Source organism: Crystallibacter permensis (genome assembly GCF_025960875.1).
Lineage (GTDB): Bacteria > Actinomycetota > Actinomycetes > Actinomycetales > Micrococcaceae > Crystallibacter > Crystallibacter permensis.
The window spans coordinates 16,901-38,949 of the sequence record NZ_JAODLR010000002.1; the positions used below are offsets into that span (position 1 = coordinate 16,901).

General features: G+C 67.1%; 17 protein-coding genes. 10 read left to right on the forward strand and 7 right to left on the reverse strand.

Features of this window, described 5'->3' with window-relative positions:
• Positions 1-51 precede the first annotated feature (51 nt).
• Both hutU and B0G38_RS02590 read right to left on the reverse strand, forming a co-directional pair.
• Positions 52-1,734, reverse strand: coding sequence for a urocanate hydratase (gene hutU, locus B0G38_RS02585; protein WP_264667998.1), 1,683 nt, complete (start codon positions 1,732-1,734; stop codon positions 52-54).
• Positions 1,735-1,795: 61 nt separating this feature from the next.
• Complete coding sequence (locus tag B0G38_RS02590) at positions 1,796-2,503, reverse strand: IclR family transcriptional regulator (RefSeq protein ID WP_268019557.1); 708 nt, start codon at positions 2,501-2,503, stop codon at positions 1,796-1,798.
• A 196-nt stretch (positions 2,504-2,699) separates the two neighbouring features.
• Between B0G38_RS02590 and B0G38_RS02595 the strand changes: the two genes are divergently transcribed.
• The 3 genes from B0G38_RS02595 to B0G38_RS02605 all read left to right on the forward strand — a co-directional run bounded on the left by B0G38_RS02595 (position 2,700) and on the right by B0G38_RS02605 (position 6,560).
• Complete coding sequence (locus tag B0G38_RS02595; RefSeq protein WP_264668000.1) at positions 2,700-3,728, forward strand: ABC transporter substrate-binding protein; 1,029 nt, start codon at positions 2,700-2,702, stop codon at positions 3,726-3,728.
• 56 nt (positions 3,729-3,784) lie between these two features.
• Positions 3,785-5,377: a histidine ammonia-lyase gene (gene hutH / locus B0G38_RS02600; protein WP_413542022.1), complete on the forward strand. Its 1,593-nt coding sequence runs from the start codon at positions 3,785-3,787 to the stop codon at positions 5,375-5,377.
• Positions 5,378-5,441: 64 nt separating this feature from the next.
• Positions 5,442-6,560, forward strand: a complete 1,119-nt coding sequence (locus B0G38_RS02605) for a sialate O-acetylesterase (protein WP_264668001.1) — start codon at positions 5,442-5,444, stop codon at positions 6,558-6,560.
• A gap of 18 nt (positions 6,561-6,578) precedes the next feature.
• Here the strand turns inward: B0G38_RS02605 and B0G38_RS02610 are convergent, their stop codons facing one another.
• Genes B0G38_RS02610 through tdh form a run of 4 tightly spaced genes read right to left on the reverse strand, consistent with a single transcriptional unit; the run spans position 6,579 to position 11,008 of the window.
• Complete coding sequence (locus B0G38_RS02610; RefSeq protein ID WP_264668002.1) at positions 6,579-7,697, reverse strand: NAD(P)/FAD-dependent oxidoreductase; 1,119 nt, start codon at positions 7,695-7,697, stop codon at positions 6,579-6,581.
• Between the two features lie 21 nt (positions 7,698-7,718).
• Positions 7,719-8,726: a DUF695 domain-containing protein gene (locus B0G38_RS02615; protein WP_264668003.1), complete on the reverse strand. Its 1,008-nt coding sequence runs from the start codon at positions 8,724-8,726 to the stop codon at positions 7,719-7,721.
• Between the two features lie 10 nt (positions 8,727-8,736).
• Complete coding sequence (locus B0G38_RS02620) at positions 8,737-9,951, reverse strand: glycine C-acetyltransferase (RefSeq protein WP_264668004.1); 1,215 nt, start codon at positions 9,949-9,951, stop codon at positions 8,737-8,739.
• Between the two features lie 10 nt (positions 9,952-9,961).
• The gene (tdh, locus tag B0G38_RS02625) at positions 9,962-11,008 is read right to left on the reverse strand and encodes an L-threonine 3-dehydrogenase (RefSeq protein ID WP_169994915.1); all 1,047 of its coding nucleotides are present in this window, start codon (positions 11,006-11,008) and stop codon (positions 9,962-9,964) included.
• Positions 11,009-11,279: 271 nt separating this feature from the next.
• On the opposite strand from tdh, the gene B0G38_RS02630 reads away from it, so the two are divergent.
• The 7 genes from B0G38_RS02630 to B0G38_RS02660 all read left to right on the forward strand — a co-directional run bounded on the left by B0G38_RS02630 (position 11,280) and on the right by B0G38_RS02660 (position 21,120).
• On the forward strand, positions 11,280-12,488 hold the full coding sequence (locus B0G38_RS02630) for a cytochrome P450 (RefSeq protein WP_264668005.1): 1,209 nt from the start codon (positions 11,280-11,282) through the stop codon (positions 12,486-12,488).
• 162 nt (positions 12,489-12,650) lie between these two features.
• Positions 12,651-14,000: a helix-turn-helix domain-containing protein gene (locus B0G38_RS02635; protein ID WP_264668006.1), complete on the forward strand. Its 1,350-nt coding sequence runs from the start codon at positions 12,651-12,653 to the stop codon at positions 13,998-14,000.
• 19 nt (positions 14,001-14,019) lie between these two features.
• Positions 14,020-15,549: a DHA2 family efflux MFS transporter permease subunit gene (locus B0G38_RS02640; protein ID WP_264668007.1), complete on the forward strand. Its 1,530-nt coding sequence runs from the start codon at positions 14,020-14,022 to the stop codon at positions 15,547-15,549.
• 145 nt (positions 15,550-15,694) lie between these two features.
• Positions 15,695-17,218, forward strand: a complete 1,524-nt coding sequence (gene exaC, locus B0G38_RS02645) for an acetaldehyde dehydrogenase ExaC (protein ID WP_264668008.1) — start codon at positions 15,695-15,697, stop codon at positions 17,216-17,218.
• 2 nt (positions 17,219-17,220) lie between these two features.
• The gene (locus tag B0G38_RS02650; protein WP_264668009.1) at positions 17,221-17,622 is read left to right on the forward strand and encodes a DUF779 domain-containing protein; all 402 of its coding nucleotides are present in this window, start codon (positions 17,221-17,223) and stop codon (positions 17,620-17,622) included.
• A 271-nt stretch (positions 17,623-17,893) separates the two neighbouring features.
• Positions 17,894-20,053 carry an amylo-alpha-1,6-glucosidase gene (locus tag B0G38_RS02655; protein ID WP_264668010.1) on the forward strand — a complete coding sequence of 720 codons (2,160 nt, stop codon included), beginning with the start codon at positions 17,894-17,896 and terminating at the stop codon, positions 20,051-20,053.
• 14 nt (positions 20,054-20,067) lie between these two features.
• Positions 20,068-21,120 (forward strand): glycosyltransferase family 4 protein, encoded by a 1,053-nt coding sequence (locus B0G38_RS02660; protein ID WP_264668011.1) that lies wholly within the window; start codon positions 20,068-20,070, stop codon positions 21,118-21,120.
• A 22-nt stretch (positions 21,121-21,142) separates the two neighbouring features.
• Here B0G38_RS02660 and B0G38_RS02665 read toward each other — a convergent pair whose 3' ends face one another.
• Positions 21,143-22,027: an aminoglycoside phosphotransferase family protein gene (locus B0G38_RS02665; protein WP_264668012.1), complete on the reverse strand. Its 885-nt coding sequence runs from the start codon at positions 22,025-22,027 to the stop codon at positions 21,143-21,145.
• Positions 22,028-22,049 lie beyond the last annotated feature (22 nt).

Here is a 22,049-nt window from a genome sequence, read left to right on the forward strand (position 1 = left end):
ACCTCCGGATGGGGACAGGCGGACAAGACGGGCGGGTTGGACGGGGCAGGGTCAGGACTCGTTCATCGGTACCCTTACCCCGCGCTCGGCAGCAACCTCGACGGCCCGATCGTAACCCGCATCGACGTGCCGGATCACTCCCATGCCCGGATCGTTGGTCAGCAGCCGTTCCAGTTTCTGCGCCGCCAGTTCGGTGCCGTCGGCCACGGAGACCTGGCCGGCGTGGATGGAGCGGCCAATGCCGACGCCGCCGCCATGGTGGATGGACACCCAGGTGGCGCCGGAGGACGTGTTGACCAGGGCGTTCAGCAGCGGCCAGTCGGCGATCGCGTCGGAACCGTCCGCCATGGATTCGGTCTCGCGGTACGGCGAGGCCACGGAGCCGGAGTCCAGATGGTCGCGGCCGATCACGATCGGCGCGGAGACCTTGCCCTCGGCCACCAGTTGGTTGAACAGCAGCCCGGCCTTCTGCCGTTCGCCGTAGCCCAGCCAGCAGATGCGCGCCGGAAGACCCTCGAACTCGACATGCTCCTGCGCGGCGTCGATCCAGCGATGCAGATGTTCATTCTCCGGGAAGAGCTCCTTGATCGCCTCGTCCGTGACGCGGATGTCCTCCGGATCACCGGACAGGGCCACCCAGCGGAACGGGCCGAGCCCTTCGCAGAACAAGGGACGGATGTAGGCCGGGACGAAGCCGGGGAACTCGAACGCGCGGTCGTAGCCACCCAGGCGCGCCTCGTCGCGGATGGAGTTGCCGTAGTCAAAGACCTCGGCACCGGCATCCTGGAACTCGACCATCGCCTGCACGTGGCGTGCCATCGATTCCTGCGCCTTCTTGGTGAAGCCCACGGGGTCGGCCTTGGCCTCGGCGTCCCACTGCTCCACCGAGTACTCCAGCGGCAGGTAGCTCAACGGGTCATGCGCCGAGGTCTGGTCGGTGACGATGTCCACGCTGATCTCGCCGGCTTTGTGCCGGCGCAGCAGCTCCGGGAACACCGCGGCGGCATTGCCTACGTAACCCACGGACAGCGGACGCTTCTCCTCCTTGGCGCGCATGACCTTGGCCAACGCGGCGTCGAGATCCGTCTCCACTTCGTCCAGGTAGCGTTTGCCGGCACGGCGGCGAAGGCGCGTCTCGTCGACGTCGATAATCAGGCACGCTCCGCCGTTAAGGGTTACGGCCAGCGGCTGCGCGCCGCCCATGCCGCCGCAGCCGCCGGTGAGGGTCAGCGTTCCGGCCAGCGTGCCGTTGAAGCGCTTGTCGGCGATGGCGGCAAAGGTTTCGTAGGTGCCCTGCAGGATGCCCTGGGTACCGATGTAGATCCAGGACCCGGCGGTCATCTGGCCGTACATCATCAGCCCTTCGGCCTCGAGCCGGCGGAACTCCGGCCAGTTGGCCCAGTCCCCCACCAGGTTTGAGTTGGCGATCAGCACGCGCGGGGCCCATTCATTGGTACGGAAGACACCCACCGGCTTGCCGGACTGGACCAGCAAGGTCTCGTCCTTCTCCAGGGTGGCCAGCGTGCGGACAATCGCGTCGTAGGCCTCCCAGCTGCGGGCCGCGCGGCCGGTGCCGCCATAGACCACCAGGTCCTCGGGCCGCTCGGCGACCTCGGGATCCAGGTTGTTCATCAGCATCCGCAGCGGCGCTTCGGTCTGCCAGCTCTTGGCCGTCAGCTCGGTGCCCCGGGGGGCGCGGACGGTGCGGGAGGAATCGTGTTGCGTGAAAGTCATTTCTGAAGGCTCTTTCTCTGATGGAAGCGGGTAGTTATCCGGCTGTCAGGCTAGGAACAAGCTAGGAATGTCGGGGACTAACGACGGCGGCGTCCCCGCCTGGGGCGGCAAAGACGCGGCCGGCTTCGGCAGCCAGCAGGGCGCCGAAGGTTTGCGCGGCTTCGGCGGTAGTGCGGTAGCTCGGCGCGACGATGCTCAGGGCTGCGACCACCTTGGAACCGGCCATCACCGGGGCGGCCACCGCGGTGATGTCGGGTTCGACGCCTTCGGCCACGACGGCGAAGGACCCGGGCGCCACCTTCCCCTGCAGGGCTTCCCCGGCGGCGCTGCCGACCATGGGAAAGGTGCGGCCCACCCAGTTGATGTGGCGCACAGTGTGCGTGCCTTCCTCGATAGCCACGTACAGCCCGTCGGTGCTGCCGGCCGCCACACTGAGGTAGGCGGATTCGCCCGTCCGGGCGACCAGTGAGCGCAAGGCATCCTGGCTAGTCGCGACCAGCGATTCGTGGCTCAAGGCCTGGACGCCGAGCTGGACCATGCGGAAGCCCGGCCGGTACAGGCCGTCCTCGCGCTTGGCCGCGAAGCCGTTCGCTTCCAGGGTTCTCAGCAGGCGAAGCGCGGTGCTGGCCGAAAGGTCTGCCGCCTTGGCCGCATCGGCGAGTTTGACGCCGTCGTTCTCGCAAACAACGCGCAGCAGGCCCAGGGCGCGGTCCGCGGCGCGGGTTGTCGCGTCCGGCGCCGCAGCGGTCTCTGTAGTGGTATCCACCATGGAGTGCCTTTCGGTCGGGATCGTCGTTTCACTGGCGTTGCACTTAGTAAAACATCAATTTCATCTAGTGGCAATGCCCCTTTTTCATCCGACCATTGACGGCAGCCCGATCGCTCTGTACCTTTTCCCTATCAGCCCATAAATTTTACTGTCTGAAATGGCCTTGCCATTCAGCGGCAGAACTGGAGAAACTCCCATGGAAAAGCCCTTCCGCGGATCCACCACCCAACGCCGCACGTTCTTGACGGGCGCGTCCGCCGCCGCCCTCACGGGTCTTCTGGCGCTGACCGGCTGCGGATCAGGCAGCCCGTCGGCTCCCGAGGACGCCCCGAACTCCAATGGCGCCGCACCCCAGGAAGGCCTGGACCAGGTGAGCGTCGGACTCATCCCCATCACCGACGTCGCCCCCATCTACCTGGGCATGCAGGAGGGCTACTTCGAGGACGAAGGCATCCAGCTCTCCGTCCAGCTGGCCCAGGGCGGCGCGGCGATTGTGCCGGCCGTGATGACCGGTGAATACCAGTTCGGCTACTCCAATGTTGTCTCGCTGCTGATCGCCCAGGACAAGACGCTGCCGGTGAAGGTGGTCTCCAACGGCTCGAGCTCAACGAACGTTCCGGGCAAGGACGTTACCGAGGTGGCCGCCATGCCCGACAGCGGCATTGAATCCGCCGCGGACCTCGTGGGCAAGACGGTGGCGGTCAACGCCCTGAACAACTTCGCCGACGTGACCATCCGCAACTCCATCGAAGAGGCCGGCGGGGATCCGCAGGACGTGAACTTCGTGGAGATGCCGTATCCCAACATGCCCGCAGCGCTGGAGCGCGGAGACGTTGACGCAGCCTGGACCACCGAACCGTTCCGCACGCAGATCCTGGAGGCCGGCGGCGAGATCGTGGCCAGCCCCATGACGGATCTGACCGAAAACTTCGATTCGGCCTTCTACTTCACCTCCGAGCAGACCCTGCAGGAAAACCCGGAACTGGTAGAACGCTTCCAACGCGCGCTGGAAAAGTCCTTCACCTTCGCGATGGAAAACGAGGGCGAGGTCCGCACCATCATCCAGGACTACGCGAAGATCACCCCGGAACTGGCCGAGACCGTGGAAATGTCCAAGTGGTATCCCGAGGTCAACATGGACGGACTGAAGAAACTGGGCACCGCGGCCCAGAAGTATGGAGTGTTGGAAAACGAGCCGGACTATGATGCCCTGATTGCCAAGTAGCCGTGTCCGCCCCCGCCACCCCCGCCACCCACTCCACCCCCGCCACCACACCTTCGATGAAAGGCACCATGTCCCAGCTTCAGCCCGTCACCATCTCCACCGGACCGCTCACGCCGGAGGAAGTCATCGCCGTCGCGCGCCACGGTGCACCGATCGAGCTCAGCGCCGAGTCCCTGGCGGCCATGGCGCAGTCCCGCGCCGTGATCGACGCGCTGGTCACCGATGACAAGCCGCACTACGGCGTCTCGACGGGCTTCGGCGCGCTCGCCACCAAGCAGATCCCCATCGAGCTGCGCACCCAGCTCCAGCGCAGCCTGATCCGCAGCCACGCCGCTTCCTCCGGCTCCGAGGTGGACCGCGAGGTGGTCCGCGGCCTGATGCTCAACCGGCTTTCCACCATGGCCACCGGCCGCACGGGGGTCCGCCCGATGGTGGCGCAAGGCTATGCCGCCATGCTCAACGCCGGCATCACCCCGGTGGTCGGCGAGTACGGCTCGCTCGGCTGTTCCGGGGACCTGGCGCCGCTGGCACACTGCGCCCTGGCGCTGATGGGCGAGGGCGAGGTACGGAATAACGACGGCGGACTGGTGCCTGCCGCTGAGGCGCTGGCTGCCGCCGGGCTCGAGCCGGTGGAACTGCGGGAGAAGGAAGGGCTGGCGCTGATCAACGGCACGGACGGGATGCTGGGCATGCTCATCATGGCCTCGGCGGACCTGCACCTGCTGCTCAAGACCGCGGACCTGGCTGCCGCCATGAGCATCGAGGGCCTGCTGGGCACTGACTCGGTGCTGGCCGAGGACCTGCACGCGCTGCGCCCGCATCCCGGGCAGATTGCGGCCGCGGCCAACATGCGCCGGATCCTGGACGGCTCGCCCCTGATCGCCGAGCAGAAGTCGTCCGACAATGGCGACGGCCACCGCTTCACCCGCGTGCAGGACGCCTACTCGCTGCGCTGCGCCCCGCAGGTGCACGGTGCCGCAAGGTCCACACTGGCGCACGTGGAATCCGTGGCCGGCTACGAGCTGTCCTCCGCCATCGATAATCCGGTGGTCACCCAGGACGGCCGGGTGGAATCCAACGGGAACTTCCATGGGGCGCCGGTCGGCTATGCCCTGGACTTCCTCGCCATCGCCGTGGCCGACCTGGCGTCGATGAGCGAGCGGCGGACGGACCGTTTCCTGGACAAGGCCCGCAGCCACGGGCTCAACGCGTTCCTGGCCGACGATCCCGGCGTGGATTCCGGCCACATGATCGCGCAGTACACGCAGGCGGGCATCGTTTCCGAGCTCAAGCGGCTGGCCAACCCGGCTTCCGTGGACTCCATCCCCTCCTCCGCCATGCAGGAGGACCACGTCTCCATGGGCTGGTCGGCCGGGCTGAAGCTGCGCCGGGCGCTGGATGGCCTGACGCGTGTGCTGGCCATCGAGCTGCTCACCAGTGCCCGCGCCCTGGACATGCGCGACGGCGGCCTGGATTCCTCCCGGAGCGCCGCGGCCGTCACCGCTGTCCGGCGCGAAATCCGCAAGGTGGTCGAAGGTCCCGGCACGGACCGTTACCTCTCCCCTGAGATCGAAGCCGTGCGTGTCCTGGTGGACAGCGGCGTGCTGATCGAGGCCGTCCAGCAGGAGCTCGGGTCGGCGCTAAACTGATCGGAGTAATTTTGCCAGCCGGCGGGTGAGCCCGCCGGCGTCCGGCCTGGAGGGGGACGCGAGCATGGGCACGGACGAGCCTGACACAGCGCAACAAGCCGGCTCCGAAGGTCCTGCCAGCCCCCGCCCCAGTCGACGGACGCTGTTCCGCCGGGCCGCCCCCATCATCGCGGTCGGCCTTGGTTCCGGTGCCCTCGGGGCGGGCGCGGCAAGCGCGGCCCGCCCGGGCAGTCCGCTGCCGGGGAGCCTGGCACTGCCCTCCGACGAGGACATCGCCCGGCTGATCGCCGACCCGGAATCAGCCACCCACCGGGCACTGGCCAATTTATTCAACCCCTCCCAGCCCGCCGGCGGCCCAGTTATGCAGAACGCCGAGAATGTTGTCGGAGCTGCTGCGGGCAACGGCCGCACGGACCCGCGCAAGTCCGGTGCCGACGTCGTTCTCTTGCTGGGGCAGTCCAACATGCAAGGTTCGGGACTGCCCTATGATCCGGCCATTGACATCAGGCTGGAGGGCATCGACCAGTTCGCCGGCTCGGGGCCGCACACCGGCACCGTGATTCCGGCCGCGGACGCGCTGTTCCACGTCACGCAGAACCTGCGCGACGGTGCGCCCACCGTCGGCCCCGGGATGGAATTTGCCCGGCAGCTCTGGCTCAACCAAGCGGCGGACCGCAAGGTGCTACTGGTGCCCGCGGCCCTCGGTGGCACCTCGATCACCGGCAACGCGGACTATTCGTGGGACCCGTACAACACGACCGCCTCAGTGAATCTGGCCCGCTGGGGCCTGGATGCGTGCGTCCGCGCCCTCGCGCTCAACCCCTCGCACCGGCTGGTGGCCATCCTGTGGCACCAGGGCGAATCGGACGCGCTGCCCAAAGTGGGCCAGGACTGGTACCGGCGCAAGCTGCTGCAGATCATCGATCTGTACCGCGCGGAGCTGGGCCCGGTCCCGTTCCTCATTGGCGGCATGGTGCCCGAATGGATCGCCGCTGACAAGAAGATCCGCGGCCCCATCGACGCGGTGCACCGTTCCGTCCCCTCCCACCGGCCGCAAACCGCTTTCGTCGAGGGACCGTCCAGTGCTAGCGGCGCCAACGACGGCATCCACTTCAACGCTGCCGGCGCGCGCGAGCTCGGCCTGCGCTACTACCGGGCCTTCGCCGGCATGGCCGCCAGCTGACCGCGCCGCGAAAGGTCATCAGAGCGTACGACGGCGGGGGCTGAGGGCCGCGATAGTCTCACCGGATACTCCGGTACCGTCAGCCGTGCCGTCCAGAATCAGTCCGGCAGCCAGTTCGGCGATGCCCGCGGACGTCTGGAAGCCGTACCCGCCCTGGCCTGCGAGCCAGAAGAAGCCGGCCGTCTGCCCGTCGAAGCCGACCACGGGATGGCCGTCCGCCGGTTCGGTGCGCAGCCCCGTCCAGGCCCGGTCCACGGCTTCGATGCCCATGGTGGTGGCCGAGTTGATGTTTTCGACCAACGCCTGGATGTCCGTTTCCCGCGGGCGGGCGTCTTCGGCCCGGCTGGGTTCGGTTTCCGAGGGCGAGATCAGCACTTGGTCCCCCTCCGGCCGGTAATAGAAGGTGTTGTCCGCGGTGGCCACCATCGGCTGTTCGGGTAACAGCGGCCGTGCCACCTTCACCACCGCGGCGGTCCGCCGGTATGGAACCAGCCCCTGCGGCGCTGCCCCGAAGAATGCGGCGACGTTGTCGGCCCACGCACCGGCGGCGTTGACCACCGTGTCCGCCACGATGCTCCGGGCACCGGCCTGGACCTCCCACCCGCCGTCCCCGCCGGCCCCGCCGTCGTCGGCGCCGCGAACAGCAGCGGTGACCGGCGCATTGGTGAGAATCCGCGCCCCGGCGGCCTCCGCCGTCGTGCGGTGGTGTTCGATCAGGAGATCCGTGTCGCAGCCGAAAGAGGTGGTGTCCAGTCCGGCAGCCTCGAACGAACCGGGCCTGAGTTCGGGACTGAGTTTGATGGCTTCGGCGTGGCTGATGAATGCCATGTGGCTGCTCGCCTGCCCGCGGACCTGTGCTTCGTCGCCGATCAGCAGGAAGCTGCGTGGTGTCAGGAAGCGGCGCCCGGTCTCCTGCTCGGTGCGGCGCAGCAACGCCAGGGTGCGCACGGTGAGTTCGCGGATGGCGGGCGGGCCGTAGCTGGGGATCAGTTGGCGCGCTGACCGGGACGAGGTGTGGCTGGCCAGCGCGGCTTCGGCCTCCGCCACAATTACGGTGGCCCGGCCGGCGAGCGCCGAGGCGAGGGAGAGTCCGGCGATTCCGCCGCCGATGATGAGAACGTCGCAGGTCAGGGGCATGGTGTTATGTTCTCACGCGCCCTATCTGATCCTCAGGTGGTTGACGCCGGACCAACCGGGATCAAGTTCCGCACCGACCCCGGTCTGTCCCTCTTCCCAGGCCGCCGCGGCCGCTTCCAAGTCCCAGCCGGCGGAGGTGGTCGAATCCACGTAGAAGTGCAGGATCCGGCGGCCGTCCGTGGTTTCGGCCGCGACCAGCCGGCCGTTGCCGTTGAGCGCTTCTGCGAGCGCCTGTTCCATCGCCTGCAGCCGGCGCCCAGAGGCCTCGCCCGGAAGTCCGTCGTCGAGGATCTGGGCGTAGTCGAGCTGCACGGCCACATGCTGGTCGAAATCAGGCCAGAACGCCGGTACCAGCGGAACCTGCACGTAGGCGGTGATGGGGCGGTCCTCGACCGAGCGGCCGTGCAGCTCTTCCCAGATGGGCTCGCCGTGCCCATCGAACGCGCCGGCGCGCAGTTGCTGCACCACGGCCGGCAGTTCACTCAGCGGGATGTCCCCCGGATGCGGCTGCAGCACCGGTTCGATAATGCCGATCCACGCGTTCACGTCCTGCTGGCCGATGGCGTGGTCCAGCATGATGGCCACCGGGACCAGCCGCTTGTCTTCGGGGAGCCGGCCCAGCTTCGGGTGGTAGACCGAGATGTCCGCCGAGTAGCGGTTGCGCATCAGGCCCACCCGGAAGTCCTCTCCGGCGAAATCCTCGCCGCCGACCCCCAGCGTCAGGTCCTCGAAGCGCGCGGCCGCCCTGCGGGCATCCGCGTACTCCCAGTGCCGGTCCGGCGCCGGTGCCGCCTTGAGCACGCGTCGGGCCAGGGCCGCGTGCTCGGGACTGTCGGGGAAGATGACCAGTTCGTGTTCCGCCGCTGCTCCCGGGCCAAGCTCCCAGGCCAGGCCCGGATCGATCCAGGCGATCCGCTGGCCCAGCTGCTTGACGTAGTGCTCGGCGTAGCCCTCTGCGCCCTGCGCAATGTGCCGGGCGGCATCCGCTTCCCACCAGGCCCAGAACTCCCCCACGGCATCCGGCTGCATGCTCCCCGGCCTACCTGCCTACTGCATCACGCGAGGCGATGAACGCGCGCACGCACGCTTCGACGTCGTCTGTACTGTGGGCGGCCGAAAGCTGGACGCGGATCCGGGCGGCGCCTTGGGGAACCACCGGATAGCTGAAGGCTGTCACGTAGACGCCGTGTGCCAGCATCTGTTCCGCCACCTTTCCCGCCAGCACGGCGTCGTGGAACATCACCGGGATAATCGCGTGCTCTCCGGCCAGCAGCTCGAACCCTTCATCGGCCATGCGGCGGCGGAAGAGCGCCGCGTTCTCCTGCAGCCGGGAGCGCAGCTCAGCAGATTCGCGCACCAGCTCCAGCGCCCGGAGCGTGGCGGCGACAATCGCCGGGGCCACCGAGTTGGAGAAGAGGTACGGCCGGGCCCGCTGCCGGAGCACCGCCACGATCTCCGCGCGCCCCGAAACGTAGCCGCCGGAGGCGCCGCCCAGGGCTTTGCCGAAGGTCCCGGTGTAGATATCCACCCGGTCCGACACACCGGTGTGCTCAGGCGTACCGGCACCGGTGGCGCCCATGAAGCCAACGGCGTGCGAGTCATCCACCATGACCAGCGCATCGTACTGCTCGGCGAGCGCGCAAATGTCCGGGAGCGGGGCGAGGTAGCCGTCCATGGAGAAGACGCCGTCGGTGACGATGATCCGGCGACGTGCCCCGCCGCCGTCGTTCATTGCCGCGGTTTCCTGCAGCCTGGCTTCCAGCTCCGCCATGTCCCGGTTGGCGTAGCGGAACCGGGCCGCCTTGGAGAGTCGGATGCCGTCGATGATGGACGCGTGGTTCAGCGCGTCCGAAATGATCGCGTCTTCCGGACCGAACAGGGACTCGAAGACGCCGCCGTTCGCATCGAAGCAGGAGGAGAACAGGATGGTGTCCTGCGTGCCGAGGAATTCCGAGACCCGGCGTTCGAGCTCCAGATGAAGGTCCTGCGTGCCGCAGATGAAGCGCACGCTGGCCATGCCGAAGCCTCGCTCGTCCAGCGCCGACTTGGCCGCCGCAATCATGTCCGGGTGGTCGGCCAGGCCGAGGTAGTTGTTGGCGCAGAAGTTGAGCACCTGGCGGGCCGGGCCGTCCAGGCTGCCGGCAGTGATGTGGCTGGACTGCGGTGAGCTGATCCGGCGTTCGGCTTTGAACAATCCGGCGGCGCGGAGTTCGTCCAGTTCCGCGGCCAGCTGGTCCTTGAGGGCAGAGTACATGCGAAGCTCCTTAGATCCTTCTCCAGTCGAGGACAACCTTGCCGCCGGTGCCGTGGCGGGCGGTTTCGAAGCCCCGTTCCCACTCGGCAGCCGGCAGCACGTCCGTGATGACTCCCGAAATGGCCTCGTGCAGCACCGGGTTCGATTGCAGCATGGCACTCATCGCGTACCAGGTTTCGAACATTTCCCGCCCGTAGATGCCCTTGAGCGTGAGCATGTGCGTGACCACCTTGCCCCAGTTGATGGCGATGTCTTCGGTGGGCAGTCCCAGCAGCGCGATCCGCCCGCCGTGGGTCATGTTGTCGATCATTTCCCGCAGCGCGCTGGCCCGTCCGGACATCTCCAGCCCGACGTCGAAGCCCTCGGTCAGGCGCAGTTGCTCCTGGGCCTCGGCCATCCGTTCATGGCTGACGTCAATGGTCATGTCCGCGCCCATCCGCTTGGCCAGGTCCAGCCGGGATGCGGAAATGTCCGTAATGGCGATGTTGCGGGCCCCGGCGTGGCGGGCAACGGCGATCGCCATGAGCCCGATCGGCCCGGCCCCCGTGATCAGCACGTCCTCGCCGACCAGCGGGAAGCTCAGGGCGGTGTGGACCGCGTTGCCGAACGGATCGAAAATGGCGCCGAGCTCCGGGGTGATGGACGGATCGCGGTGCACCCAGACGTTGGTCTCCGGAATCACCACGTACTCGGCGAAGGCCCCGTCCCGCTGGACCCCGACGCTGACGGTCCGGATGCACATCTGGCGCCGCCCGGCGCGGCAGTTGCGGCAGGTACCGCAGACAATATGCCCCTCGCCGGAGACCAGGTCCCCCATCTGGACGTCCCGGACCAGGCTGCCGGTTTCGACCACCTCGCCGTAGAACTCGTGCCCGGGGATCAGCGGCGTGGGAATGTTCTCCTGCGCCCACGGGTCCCACGCCTGGATGTGCAGGTCCGTCCCGCAGATTCCGGTGGTCACTACTTTGATCTTGACGTCGCCCTCGCCGGTTCGCGGCTCGGGACGGTCAACGAGCTCGAAGCCGGCCTGTGGCCCGGACTTGAACAGCGCCTTCACTGACACTTCCTTCCGATTCGGATTGCCGCGGCCCGTGGGCGGACCGGGATCGCCGGCCGCCTACGTGACCGCGGTCACGCAATGGAACCACTCTACTTAAGCGGTAGGACAGTTGGGACATTGAATCCGGTCGCGGCGTTGAACGGCGGCAAGCTAACGACGGCGGGTGGCGGCCGACGTCGTTAGTTATCAACATGGGGCGGTTGCCGCTAGTGATCGGGGCGTTTGGACGATAACTTGTCAGCAGGACTGCAGAGAAAGTGAGGCCGATGTGACCGAAGTGCTGGCGTACCCGGGTGTCCAGGTGCTGGGCGATGATCCGTATTCGGACGGGAACCTGGCGGATCCGTATCCACTGTTCGAGCGGATGCGTGCGGCCGGGCCGGCGGTTTACCTGCAGAAGTACAACGTGCTGGCGTTCGCCCGCTACGAGGAATGCCGGGATATCCTGGCGGACCACCAGACGTTCGTCAACGGTGCCGGTGTGGGGCCGAAGAACCTGCACAAGGAGCCGTCCTGGAAACCACAGGGCATCCTGGATTCGGACCCGCCGGTCCACACGCAGCTGCGCAAGGCTATGGCCTCGGTCATCTCGCCCAAGGGCACGCGTGTGTTGCGCGCCGGGTTCGAGGACTTCGCCGCGCAGCTGTTGCCGCAACTGCTGGAGCGCGGGGAGATCGACGGCATCCTAGACCTGGCGCAGGTCTATCCCCTCCGGGTGTTCGGCGATGCGGTGGGCATTCCGCGCGAAGGCCGGGCGGAAAACCTGATCAGCCAGGGTGCCATGAGTTTCAGCTACTTCGGCCCGGAGGACGAACGCCAGCAGCACTTCATCTCCCAGGGTGCCGGCACCTTCGAATGGGTCATGGACCACACGGCCCGCGCCAAGCTGGCACCCGGTGGCCTCGGCGCGCAGCTATGGGACCGCGCTCATGCCGGGGACATCAGTGCGGAGGCGGCGCCGCTGCTGGTCCGGGCGCTGCTCTCCGCGGGGCTGGATACCACCGTGATCGGTCTCGGCAACGCACTGAAGCTCCTGGCCGAGCACCCGGACGAGTGGGCCAAGCTCCGGCAGAATCCGCGGCTGGTGAAGTTCGCCATCGACGAGGTGCTCCGGTTCGATTCGCCGTTCCAGTCCTTCTTCCGCACCACCGGCGCCGACACGGTATTCCGCGGCATTCCGATTCCGGCCGGCACGAAGATTGTGCTTTTCCTCGGATCCGCCAACCGGGATACGGCGCAGTTCGGGCCGGACGCCGGCGAGTTCCGGATCGAGCGCGATGCGGCCAGCATGATCGCCTTCGGCAACGGCATCCACCGTTGCGTCGGCCAACCCATCACGCGGCTGGAAATGGAAGTGGTGCTCGGCTGGCTCGCCGAGCACGTGGAGCGCCTTGAGCTGGCCGGCGAGCCCGTGCCGTACCTGCACAACACGCTCAAGGGCTGGGACTCCCTCCCGCTGCGGCTCGTCCAGGCATGAGCGGACGCTACGGGCGGGACTGGCTTCACCATGGCGCTGCAGGCAGAGAACGACGGCGGAGTGCGGCTTGCGCCGTTGGATAGACTGTGAGGCACGCCACCTAATCTTCTTGAGCTGTCCTGAACCCTGAATCCCCGGTGGCCGAACTTAACGAGTGGAGCAATGGTGCATTCCCACGTCCGATCGACCGCAGGGCCCGTCCAGCAACAGGCCTACGCTGCCCACGAACTCCTCGACGATGCGGTCCGCAGGATGCCCCGCGCCGGCACCGCCACGCTGTCCGGCCTGCGGCAGGTAGTGCGCGAATCCTGGGAACGCTCCATGACGATGGTCCCGGACCCGGAAGACGCGCTGGCACGGGTGGACCTGGTGGACGAGGATCTGGAGGAGTACCGGCTGAGCCACCCGCTGGCGGCGATCATGCCCGTCATCCACCGCCTCCTGGTGTTGCCCAGCCATGACACGGGAATGCTGGTAGCGGTCGGCGACGAGAACGGCCGGCTGCTCTGGGTGGACGGGGATGCCAGGCTGAAGCGCCAGGCCGAGAAAATGACCTTCATCGCCGGCGCGGACTGGTCCGAAGGAACCGTGGGCACCAGCGCCCCGGGCACCGCACTGGCGCTGGGCCGCGGGGTGCAGATCTCCGGGGCCGAGCACTTCAGCCGCATTGTCCACCCGTGGAGCTGCACGGCCGTCCCGGTCCGCGATCCTGATTCGGGCGCCGTGCTCGGCGTCGTGGACATCACCGGCCGCGAGGAGGCTGTCGCGCCGCACACGCTCTCCCTGGTCCAGGCCACGGTCGCCGCGGCAGAGGCACAGCTGCGCATCGAACGCCTGCAGCGCGGGCAGGCACATCCCACAGCCACAGCCAAGCCGCTGCGCAAGGCTCAGGCCCCGGGACGGACCTCGCGGCCCCGGCTCTACAGCAACACGCTTTCCATCACCGGCCGGGAACAGGGCCAGCTAAGCCTGGAGGGCATCACGCTGGACCTGTCCCTGCGCCACACGGAGATCCTCACGCTGCTCGCCCTGCATCCGCGCGGTTTGACCGCCGACGCACTCGCCGACCTGCTCTATGCGGATGCCCAGAGCACCACCCTGCGGGCCGAAATGGTCCGGCTGCGCAAACTCATCGGCTCGGCCAACCCGAACGCGGTTCCGCAGTCCCGGCCGTACCGGCTGCCGCAGGAGCTGATCCTCGATGCCCGCCAGGTCCTCAACTACCTGCAGCGCGGTGCCCACCGCCTGGCCCTGAACATTTACCAAGGTGCCTTGCTGCCCAATTCGGAGGCCCCCGGCATCGTGCGCTTCCGCGAGGAGGTCAGTGCGAACCTCCGCGAGGCCGTGCTCAGCGATGCCTCCGCGGAAACGCTGCTGCGTTACCTGCAACTGCCGGAAGCAGAGTACGACGCCGAGGCCTGGCTCAGTGCCCTGCGCGTGCTGCCGGCGCGCTCGCCGAGGCGCACCGCCGTCGTCGCCCATCTTGAACGGCTCGAGGCCGAACTGCGCTGAGCCGTGGTAAGTTCCAGCGGTGGATAACGTCAGCCGCCCCTGGCCCGCGCTCTGGTCACTGGTCATCGGGTTCTTCATGATCCTGGTGGACACCACGATTGTCTCGGTGGCCAACCCTGCGATCATGTGCGGCCTGCAGACCGACATCAACTCGGTCATCTGGGTGACCAGTGCCTACCTGCTGGCCTATGCCGTTCCGCTGCTGATCACCGGCCGGCTCGGCGACCGCTTTGGGCCGAAGAACCTGTACTTGACCGGGCTCGTCCTATTCACGTCGGCGTCGGCCTGGTGCGGTTTCGCCAACGACATCCAGATGCTGATCCTGGCACGCGTCTTCCAAGGGGTCGGAGCCTCCATGATGACGCCGCAGACCATGGCCGTCATCACGCGGATCTTCCCGCCGGACCGGCGCGGAGCCGCGATGGGAATGTGGGGCGCGGTGGCCGGACTGGCCGCGCTGACTGGTCCCATCCTCGGCGGATTGCTGGTGGACTCGCTGGGCTGGGAGTGGATTTTCTTCGTCAACATCCCGGTGGGTCTGCTGGGCTTCCTGATGGCTTGGCGCTTTGTCCCTGCCCTGCCCACGCATACGCACACCTTTGATCTCGCCGGCGTGCTGCTCAGCGCCGCCGGAATGTTCCTGCTCGTCTTCGGCATCCAGCAAGGCGAAACCTACCACTGGTCAACGATCGCCGGGCCGATCACCGTCTGGAGCCTCATCCTCGCCGGGATCCTCTTCCTGGCCGGGTTCGTCGTGTGGCAGTCCCGGAACCGGAAGGAACCGCTGCTGCCCCTGAAGATTTTCCGGGACCGCAATTTCTCGTTGGCCAACGGCGGCATCACCACGGTCGGTTTCGCCGTCACCTGCATGTCCCTGCCGTTGATCTTCTTCTTCCAAAGCGTCCGCGGCCTCACCCCCACCCAGTCGGCGCTCATGCTCGCGCCCACCGCCATCATCTCCGCCGCGCTGGCGCCGCTGGTCGGCCAAACCATCGACAGGGTCAATCCAAAGTACTTCGCAACAGCGGGGCTGGTGTTCATGGCCAGCGGCCTTATCTGGTACGCCCTGCTCATGACACCGACGACGGCGGTGGGCCTGCTCCTGCTGCCCGCCGCGGTGCTGGGACTGGCCAACGCCTGCGTGTGGGGCCCCATGTCCACCACCGCCACCAGGAACCTGCGGCCGGCCGACGCCGGGGCCGGTTCCGGCGTTTACAACACCACCCGCCAAATCGGCGCGGTACTGGGCAGCGCCTCCATCGCGGCCCTGATGCAGGCCCGGCTCGCCGAGGAACTGCCGCGCGGTGCCACTGTTTCCGGCGCCCAGGCCGAGGCCGGCGCAGCGGTCCTGCCGGACTTCCTGCATGCAGGTTTTTCGACGGCGATGGCCCAGTCCCTCCTGCTGCCGGCGGCGGTGGCGCTGGCCGGTGCCGTAGTGACGCTCTTCTTCGCCCGGCCGCAGCCTGTCGCCGGCTGGGGAGAACCGGCAGCGGGAACGCCCGGTTCGGCGGCGGGACACCCGGCCGGGACCCCGCGCCGGCCGGAGTAACGGGCTCCCAGCGTCGTGGCAGCCCGCACCGCCAGTTACCGGCCGATCCACCGTGCAACCTTGGTGCAACGTTGCGCCGCCTAGGCTGTGGATCATGAGCGGGAGTCGACGATGACGCGCTCAAACCACGCTGAAGGAGTTAGCAATGACTGTTTACGCACAGCCAGGCCAGGATGGTTCGAAGGTCAGCTTCAAGCCGCGCTACGAGAACTGGATCGGCGGCGAATGGGTTGCCCCGGCCAAGGGCCAGTACTTCGAGAACATCTCCCCGGTGACCGGCAAGCCCTTTTGTGAAGTAGCCCGCGGCACCGCCGAAGACATCGATCTGGCCCTCGACGCAGCGCACAAGGCGGCCCCGGGCTGGGGCAAAGCCTCGGTGGCCGAGCGCGCCTCGGTGCTGAACCGGATTGCGGACCGGATCGAGGACAACCTTGAGATGCTCGCCGTCGCCGAGACCTGGGACAACGGCAAGGCCGTGCGCGAGACCCTCGCCGCCGACATCCCGCTGGCCGCGGACCACTTCCGCTACTTCGCCTCCGCCATCCGGGCGCAGGAAGGCCGGCTCTCCCAGCTCGACGATGACACCACCGCTTACCACTACCATGAGCCGCTCGGCGTGGTCGGCCAGATCATCCCCTGGAACTTCCCGATCCTGATGGCCGTCTGGAAGCTGGCCCCCGCGCTGGCGGCCGGAAACGCCGTCGTCCTTAAACCTGCGGAGCAGACTCCGGCGTCCATCCTGGTGCTGATGGAACTGCTCGCCGACATCCTGCCGCCCGGCGTGCTCAACGTGGTCAACGGCTTCGGCGTCGAGGCCGGCAAACCGCTGGCCTCGAGCCCGCGGATCCGCAAGATCGCGTTCACCGGCGAGACCACCACCGGCCGGCTGATCAGCCAGTACGCCAGCCAGAACCTGATTCCGGTCACGCTGGAACTCGGCGGCAAGAGCCCGAACATCTTCTTCTCCGACGTCGCGGCCGAAAACGACGCGTTCTACGACAAGGCACTCGAAGGCTTCACCCTCTTTGCCTTCAACCAGGGCGAGGTCTGCACCTGTCCTTCCCGCGCGCTGGTCCAGGGCTCCATCTACGACTCGTTCATGGCGGACGCGCTGGCCCGCACGGAGAAGATCATCCAGGGCAACCCGCTGGACACCGCCACCCAGATCGGCGCGCAGGCCTCCAACGACCAACTGGAAAAAATCCTCTCCTACATGGACATCGGCAAGCAGGAAGGCGCGAAGCTCCTCACCGGCGGCGAGCGGAACATCCTCGACGGCGACCTGGCCGAGGGCTACTACGTCAAGCCGACCATCTTCGAGGGCACCAACGACATGCGTATCTTCCAGGAGGAGATCTTCGGTCCGGTGGTCTCCGTCACCCGGTTCAACGACTACTCCGAGGCGCTTCAGATCGCCAACGACACGCTCTACGGCCTGGGCGCCGGCGTCTGGTCCCGCAACGGCAACGTGGCCTACCGCGCCGGCCGCGAAATCCAAGCCGGCCGGGTGTGGGTCAACAACTACCACGCCTACCCGGCCGGGGCAGCCTTCGGCGGCTACAAGTCCTCCGGCATCGGCCGCGAGAACCACACCATGATGCTCGACCACTACCAGCAGACCAAGAACTTGCTGGTCAGCTATGACGAGAACAAGCTCGGTTTCTTCTAAACATGGCCGACCTCGTCAATCTCGACGCTGCGGTAGCGATACCCGGGGAAGACTTCTCCCGGGTAGCGCTGACACCGGCCGCGGTGGAACTGCTGCAGAAGCTGTGGGGAATCCACGGGCCGCTCATGTTCCACCAGTCAGGCGGCTGCTGCGACGGCTCCTCGCCCATGTGCTATCCGGCCGGCGAGTTCATCACCGCCGAAGCGGATGTGCTGATGGGGGTCTTCGAGTTGCCCGAGTGCGGTTCGATCGACTTCTGGATGTCGCGGGAACAGTTCGCCTACTGGCAGCACACCCATCTGACGGTAGATGTGGTCGCCGGCCGCGGCAGCGGCTTCTCGGTGGAGGCTCCGGAAGGCAAACGGTTCCTGATCCGGTCTGCCCTGATCGACGCCGCGAACTGAGTTATTAACGGATTTACGGGCCGGACGGCGGCCGCGCCTCGCGGCGCGGCCGCCGTTCGGGCGCCTCCTGAACGGGGCTTTTCCGACTTTCAGCGAAGGTCTTTCCACCGGTCGGTTTTGGTGCTTCCATGATAGTGGGGGTAGCGGAAACCTACCTGGCAACGGAGCATGCTGTGGACGGCAAGTTGCGCGTGATTGTTCATTCGGCCTACTTGATCCGGCTCCCAGGGGATAGACGTTTCACAGCCCGGGCGTACGGAATGGCCCTGTCATGACCGGGTGGAGTGAAGAAAACACCGCCGGTTCTGCCGGCGAAGGCGCCGTGACCCTCCTGCAGGGAACGTCCTTCTGTATCTCCTTCGCCAACGGGGATATGAACCCGGAACGGCCGCACGGATTCTTCTACCGTGACACGCGGTTCATCTCAACCTGGTCCCTGTCCGTCAACGGCCGGCCGGTCGAGCCGCTGGAAGCCATCCTTTACGACCCTTACCGCGCCATCTTTATCGGCCGGGCCGAGCGGACGGACGGTCTCGCCGACAGCAATCTGCTGGTCGAGCGCCGGCGGAGCCTGAACCACGGGGTCCACGAGGATGTGACCGTCTCCAACCACTCCCGGGAACCGGCGGCCTGCCAGGTCCAGCTGACCATCGGCGCGGATTTCGCCGACCTGTTCGAGGTGAAAGCGGGATTAAAGGAGGTTGCCCACTCCCAGCCGGCCGAGCGGCACACGGACAACCTGATCATCGAATCCGAGGGGCTGCCGATCACCGCCAGAATAGTCGTGGCCGCTGAGGGCGCCGAGATTGCGGGAAACCACATCAGTTACAGCGTTGTGATCCCCCCACAGCAGACATGGACTGGATCATTCACGGCCCTGCCCGATATGGACCGGAACCGTTCCGTGGAAGACCTCGTCAACCCACGCCAGCAGGTGCATTCGACCCTGCCGGAGGAACGGCTGATGGAATGGCGCAGGAACGTTCCGCTGGCCCGGATGGAAAACAAGGACTTCGAAAAAGTGCTCGAACAGAGCCAGGCCGACCTAGGGTCCCTGCGCATTTTCGACCCGGATCATCCCGGCCGCGTTGTGGTGGCGGCAGGATCGCCATGGTTCATGGCGCTCTTCGGTAGGGATTCACTGCTGACATCCTTCATGACTCTGCCCCTTGATCCGTCACTGGCCCTCGGCACATTGCAGACCTTGGCCGAGCGGCAAGGCACCGAGGTGGACCCGCGCAGTGAGGAGCAGCCCGGAAAGATTCTCCACGAAGTCCGCTTCGGAGCCAGTGCCGGACAGCTGCTCGGCGGCGACAACGCTTACTACGGATCTGTCGACGCGACGCCGCTGTTCGTCACGCTGGCGGGCGAGCTGACCCGCTGGGGCTTCTGGCCCGAGGTCAAAGGATCCCTCCTGCCCGCCGTCGACAGGGCCCTGGATTGGATCACGCAGTACGGCGACATCGACGGCGACGGGTTCGTGGAGTACGCGAGGGCCACCGACAAGGGCCTGTTGAATCAGGGCTGGAAGGATTCCTGGGACGGGGTCAATTTCGCCGACGGTAGGCTCGCCTCGCCTCCGATCGCCTTGTGCGAGGTCCAGGGCTACGTCTATGCGGCCTACATCAGCCGGGCACTAATGGCACAGAGTGCCGGCGACGATGAGTTGGCGGCCCACTGGGGCTCCCGGGCGGCCGACCTGAAAACGGCATTCAACGACCGGTTCTGGCTCGAGGACCGCGGCTACTTCGCCATCGCCCTGGACCACGATAAGCGCCCGGTGGACTCCTGCGCTTCCAACATGGGGCACTGCCTATGGAGCGGGATCGTGGACAATGACAAGGCGCCGCTGGTGGCCCGGCGGCTGATGTCCCCCGAAATGTTCTGCGGCTGGGGCGTACGTACTTTGGGGTCGGATATGGGTGCCTACAACCCGGCCAGCTACCACAACGGATCCGTGTGGCCACATGACAACGCGCTCATCGCCGCCGGCCTGATGCGCTACGGCTTCATGGACGAGGCGACTCGTATTGCCCTGGCCCTGTTTAACGCGGCTACCCAGTTCGGCGGGCGGCTGCCGGAGCTGTTCTGCGGACTGGACCGGGAAACCTATCCGGTGCCGGTGGCCTATCCGACATCCTGCTCGCCGCAGGCCTGGGCCGCGGCCGCGCCCGTACATCTCATGCGGGTGCTGCTGAGGTTCGATCCGTGCATGACACACAACGGATTGTGGCTGGCACCGCAGATTCCGGCGGAGCTGGGACCTCTCCACGTCACCAACCTGCCGCTGGCAGGGGCCCGCATTTCCGTGACCGTGGCCGACGGCCAGACCCAGGTGGATGGCATTCCGGAATCCATCCAGCTGCACCGAAAACCGCGCAAGCCGCTGGCAGATCTGCTGGACGTCTACGTAACCAACACCGGGAACTAGCGCAGGAGCACCACATGCGCATCGGCATTGTCGCCCCACCATGGATCGCTGTCCCGCCGTGCGGCTACGGGGGCATCGAGGCCGTCATCGATTCCCTGGCCCGGGAGTTCATGTCCGCTGGCCATGAGGTCACTCTGGTGGCCGCCGAAGACAGCGGTTGCCCGGTACCGAAAGCTTGCGGACTGCCCGCGCGGCAGATCAGCACCTTGGGAGCGGCCGTGGACGAACTGACCCATGTGGTCCTGGCCCATGAGGCGTTGGACGGCGTCGATATCATCCACGACCATACGCTCGCCGGGCCTTTGTCGCGCCACCGGCCGCCGGGCATCCCGCTGGTTACCACCGCCCACGGCCCCTTGACGGGAGCGTTCCGCACTGTCTACCGCGCCATCGCAACCCACACGCCACTGATCGCCATCTCGCGGCATCAGGCGGTCTCGGCTCCTGAAGTTTCGGTCCGCCAGGTCATCCATCATGGCATCGACGCGTCCACTGTTCCGCTGGGAGACGGCGACGGCGGCTATGCATGTTTCCTCGGAAGGATGCATCCGGACAAAGGCCCCTTGCAGGCGATCGAGATAGCCCGCGAAGCCGGGGTTCCGCTGCGCATCGCCGCAAGGGTGATGGAAAACCAAGAGCGCGACTTTTTCGACGCCGCCATCAGGCCGCAGCTGAAGCCGCCCATCGAATTCCTGGGCGAGCTGACGGCCCCGGAGAAGTACGAGCTGCTGGGCAGCTCGATCGCCCTGCTGAACCCCATCCAGTGGCCCGAGCCCTTCGGCATGGTCATGATCGAAGCCATGGCCACGGGTACGCCGGTCATCGCCACCCTGCGCGGCTCCGCCCCGGAAATCATCGAGGACGGCGTAACGGGATTCCTGCGCCGCGGAAACCACCAGCTCGCCGCGGCACTACAGCAGGCGGATAGCCTGGACAGACGACGGTGCCGCCAGGTGACTGAGACCTATTTCAGCGCGGCACGCATGGCCGAGGAACATCTGCGGTTCTTCACCGACATCGTCGCGCAAGGCGTGCGTCGCGCCAGCAGCCCCATCGTGGTCGCCTGAAGCCAGCAAGCCCGCGGCGGGATTAGCCGTCGAGGACCTGGGACAGCACGTCCAGGCCCAGCTGCCGGAAGGCCGGGTTGTCATCGGAATGCGCCAGCAGCGCCGTCGCCATGACCAACGCCCAGCCGCGGGCCCGCTGCCAGGTACCGGTGGCGACGTCGCGGCGGGCGTTAAGGTGCTCCATGAACAACCGCCGGCCCTCTGCGTCGAAGACCAGCCAGGCGGCAGCCAGATCGGTGGCGGGATCCCCGGCGGTCAGATCGCCGAAGTCGATCACCGCTGCCAGCATCCCGCCCTGCGTGACGAGGTTGGCCGGGTGCAGGTCCCCATGCAGCCACAGCGCGGGTCCTTCCCACGGCGGCAGCGCGGCGAGGGTGCTCCAGAGCCGGTCCACCTCGCGGGCGCGGGGAACCAGTCCGCCTGCCAGGCGCCGCCGGACATGTTCGTCCCGCGTGTTCAGGGGCACGCCGCGGACGGGGTTGAAGGGGGCGTCTCCGGGAGCAGGCTGCTGGAGTCCGTCCACGAACCGGGCCAGTTCCGCCGCCCACGCCCGGCGGGCGGAAAGGGGCTGCGCAGCCGCCGTCGTTCCTTGAATCCACGGGGTGACGGACCAGGGCCAGGGGAAGAACGACGACGCCGTTCCGCACCGGACCGGGGTCGGCGTGAGCATGGCCAGGCCGCGGGTCAGTTGGGGCAGCCAGCGCTGTTCGTGTTCGATCAGGTGCGCGGCGGCCTCGCGCCGGGGCAGTCTGACCGCCAGGTTGCTGCCGAGGCGGAAGATTGCGTTGTCCCAGCCGTTGGCGGCGAGGCGCAGGGGCAGTCCGGCAAGGTCGGGGAACTGTTCGGTGAGCAGGCGCCGGACCAGCGGCTCGTTCAGGTCGATATCCGCGGCGGGCATGAGGGGCATTGGCCCATTTTCCATCCAGTAA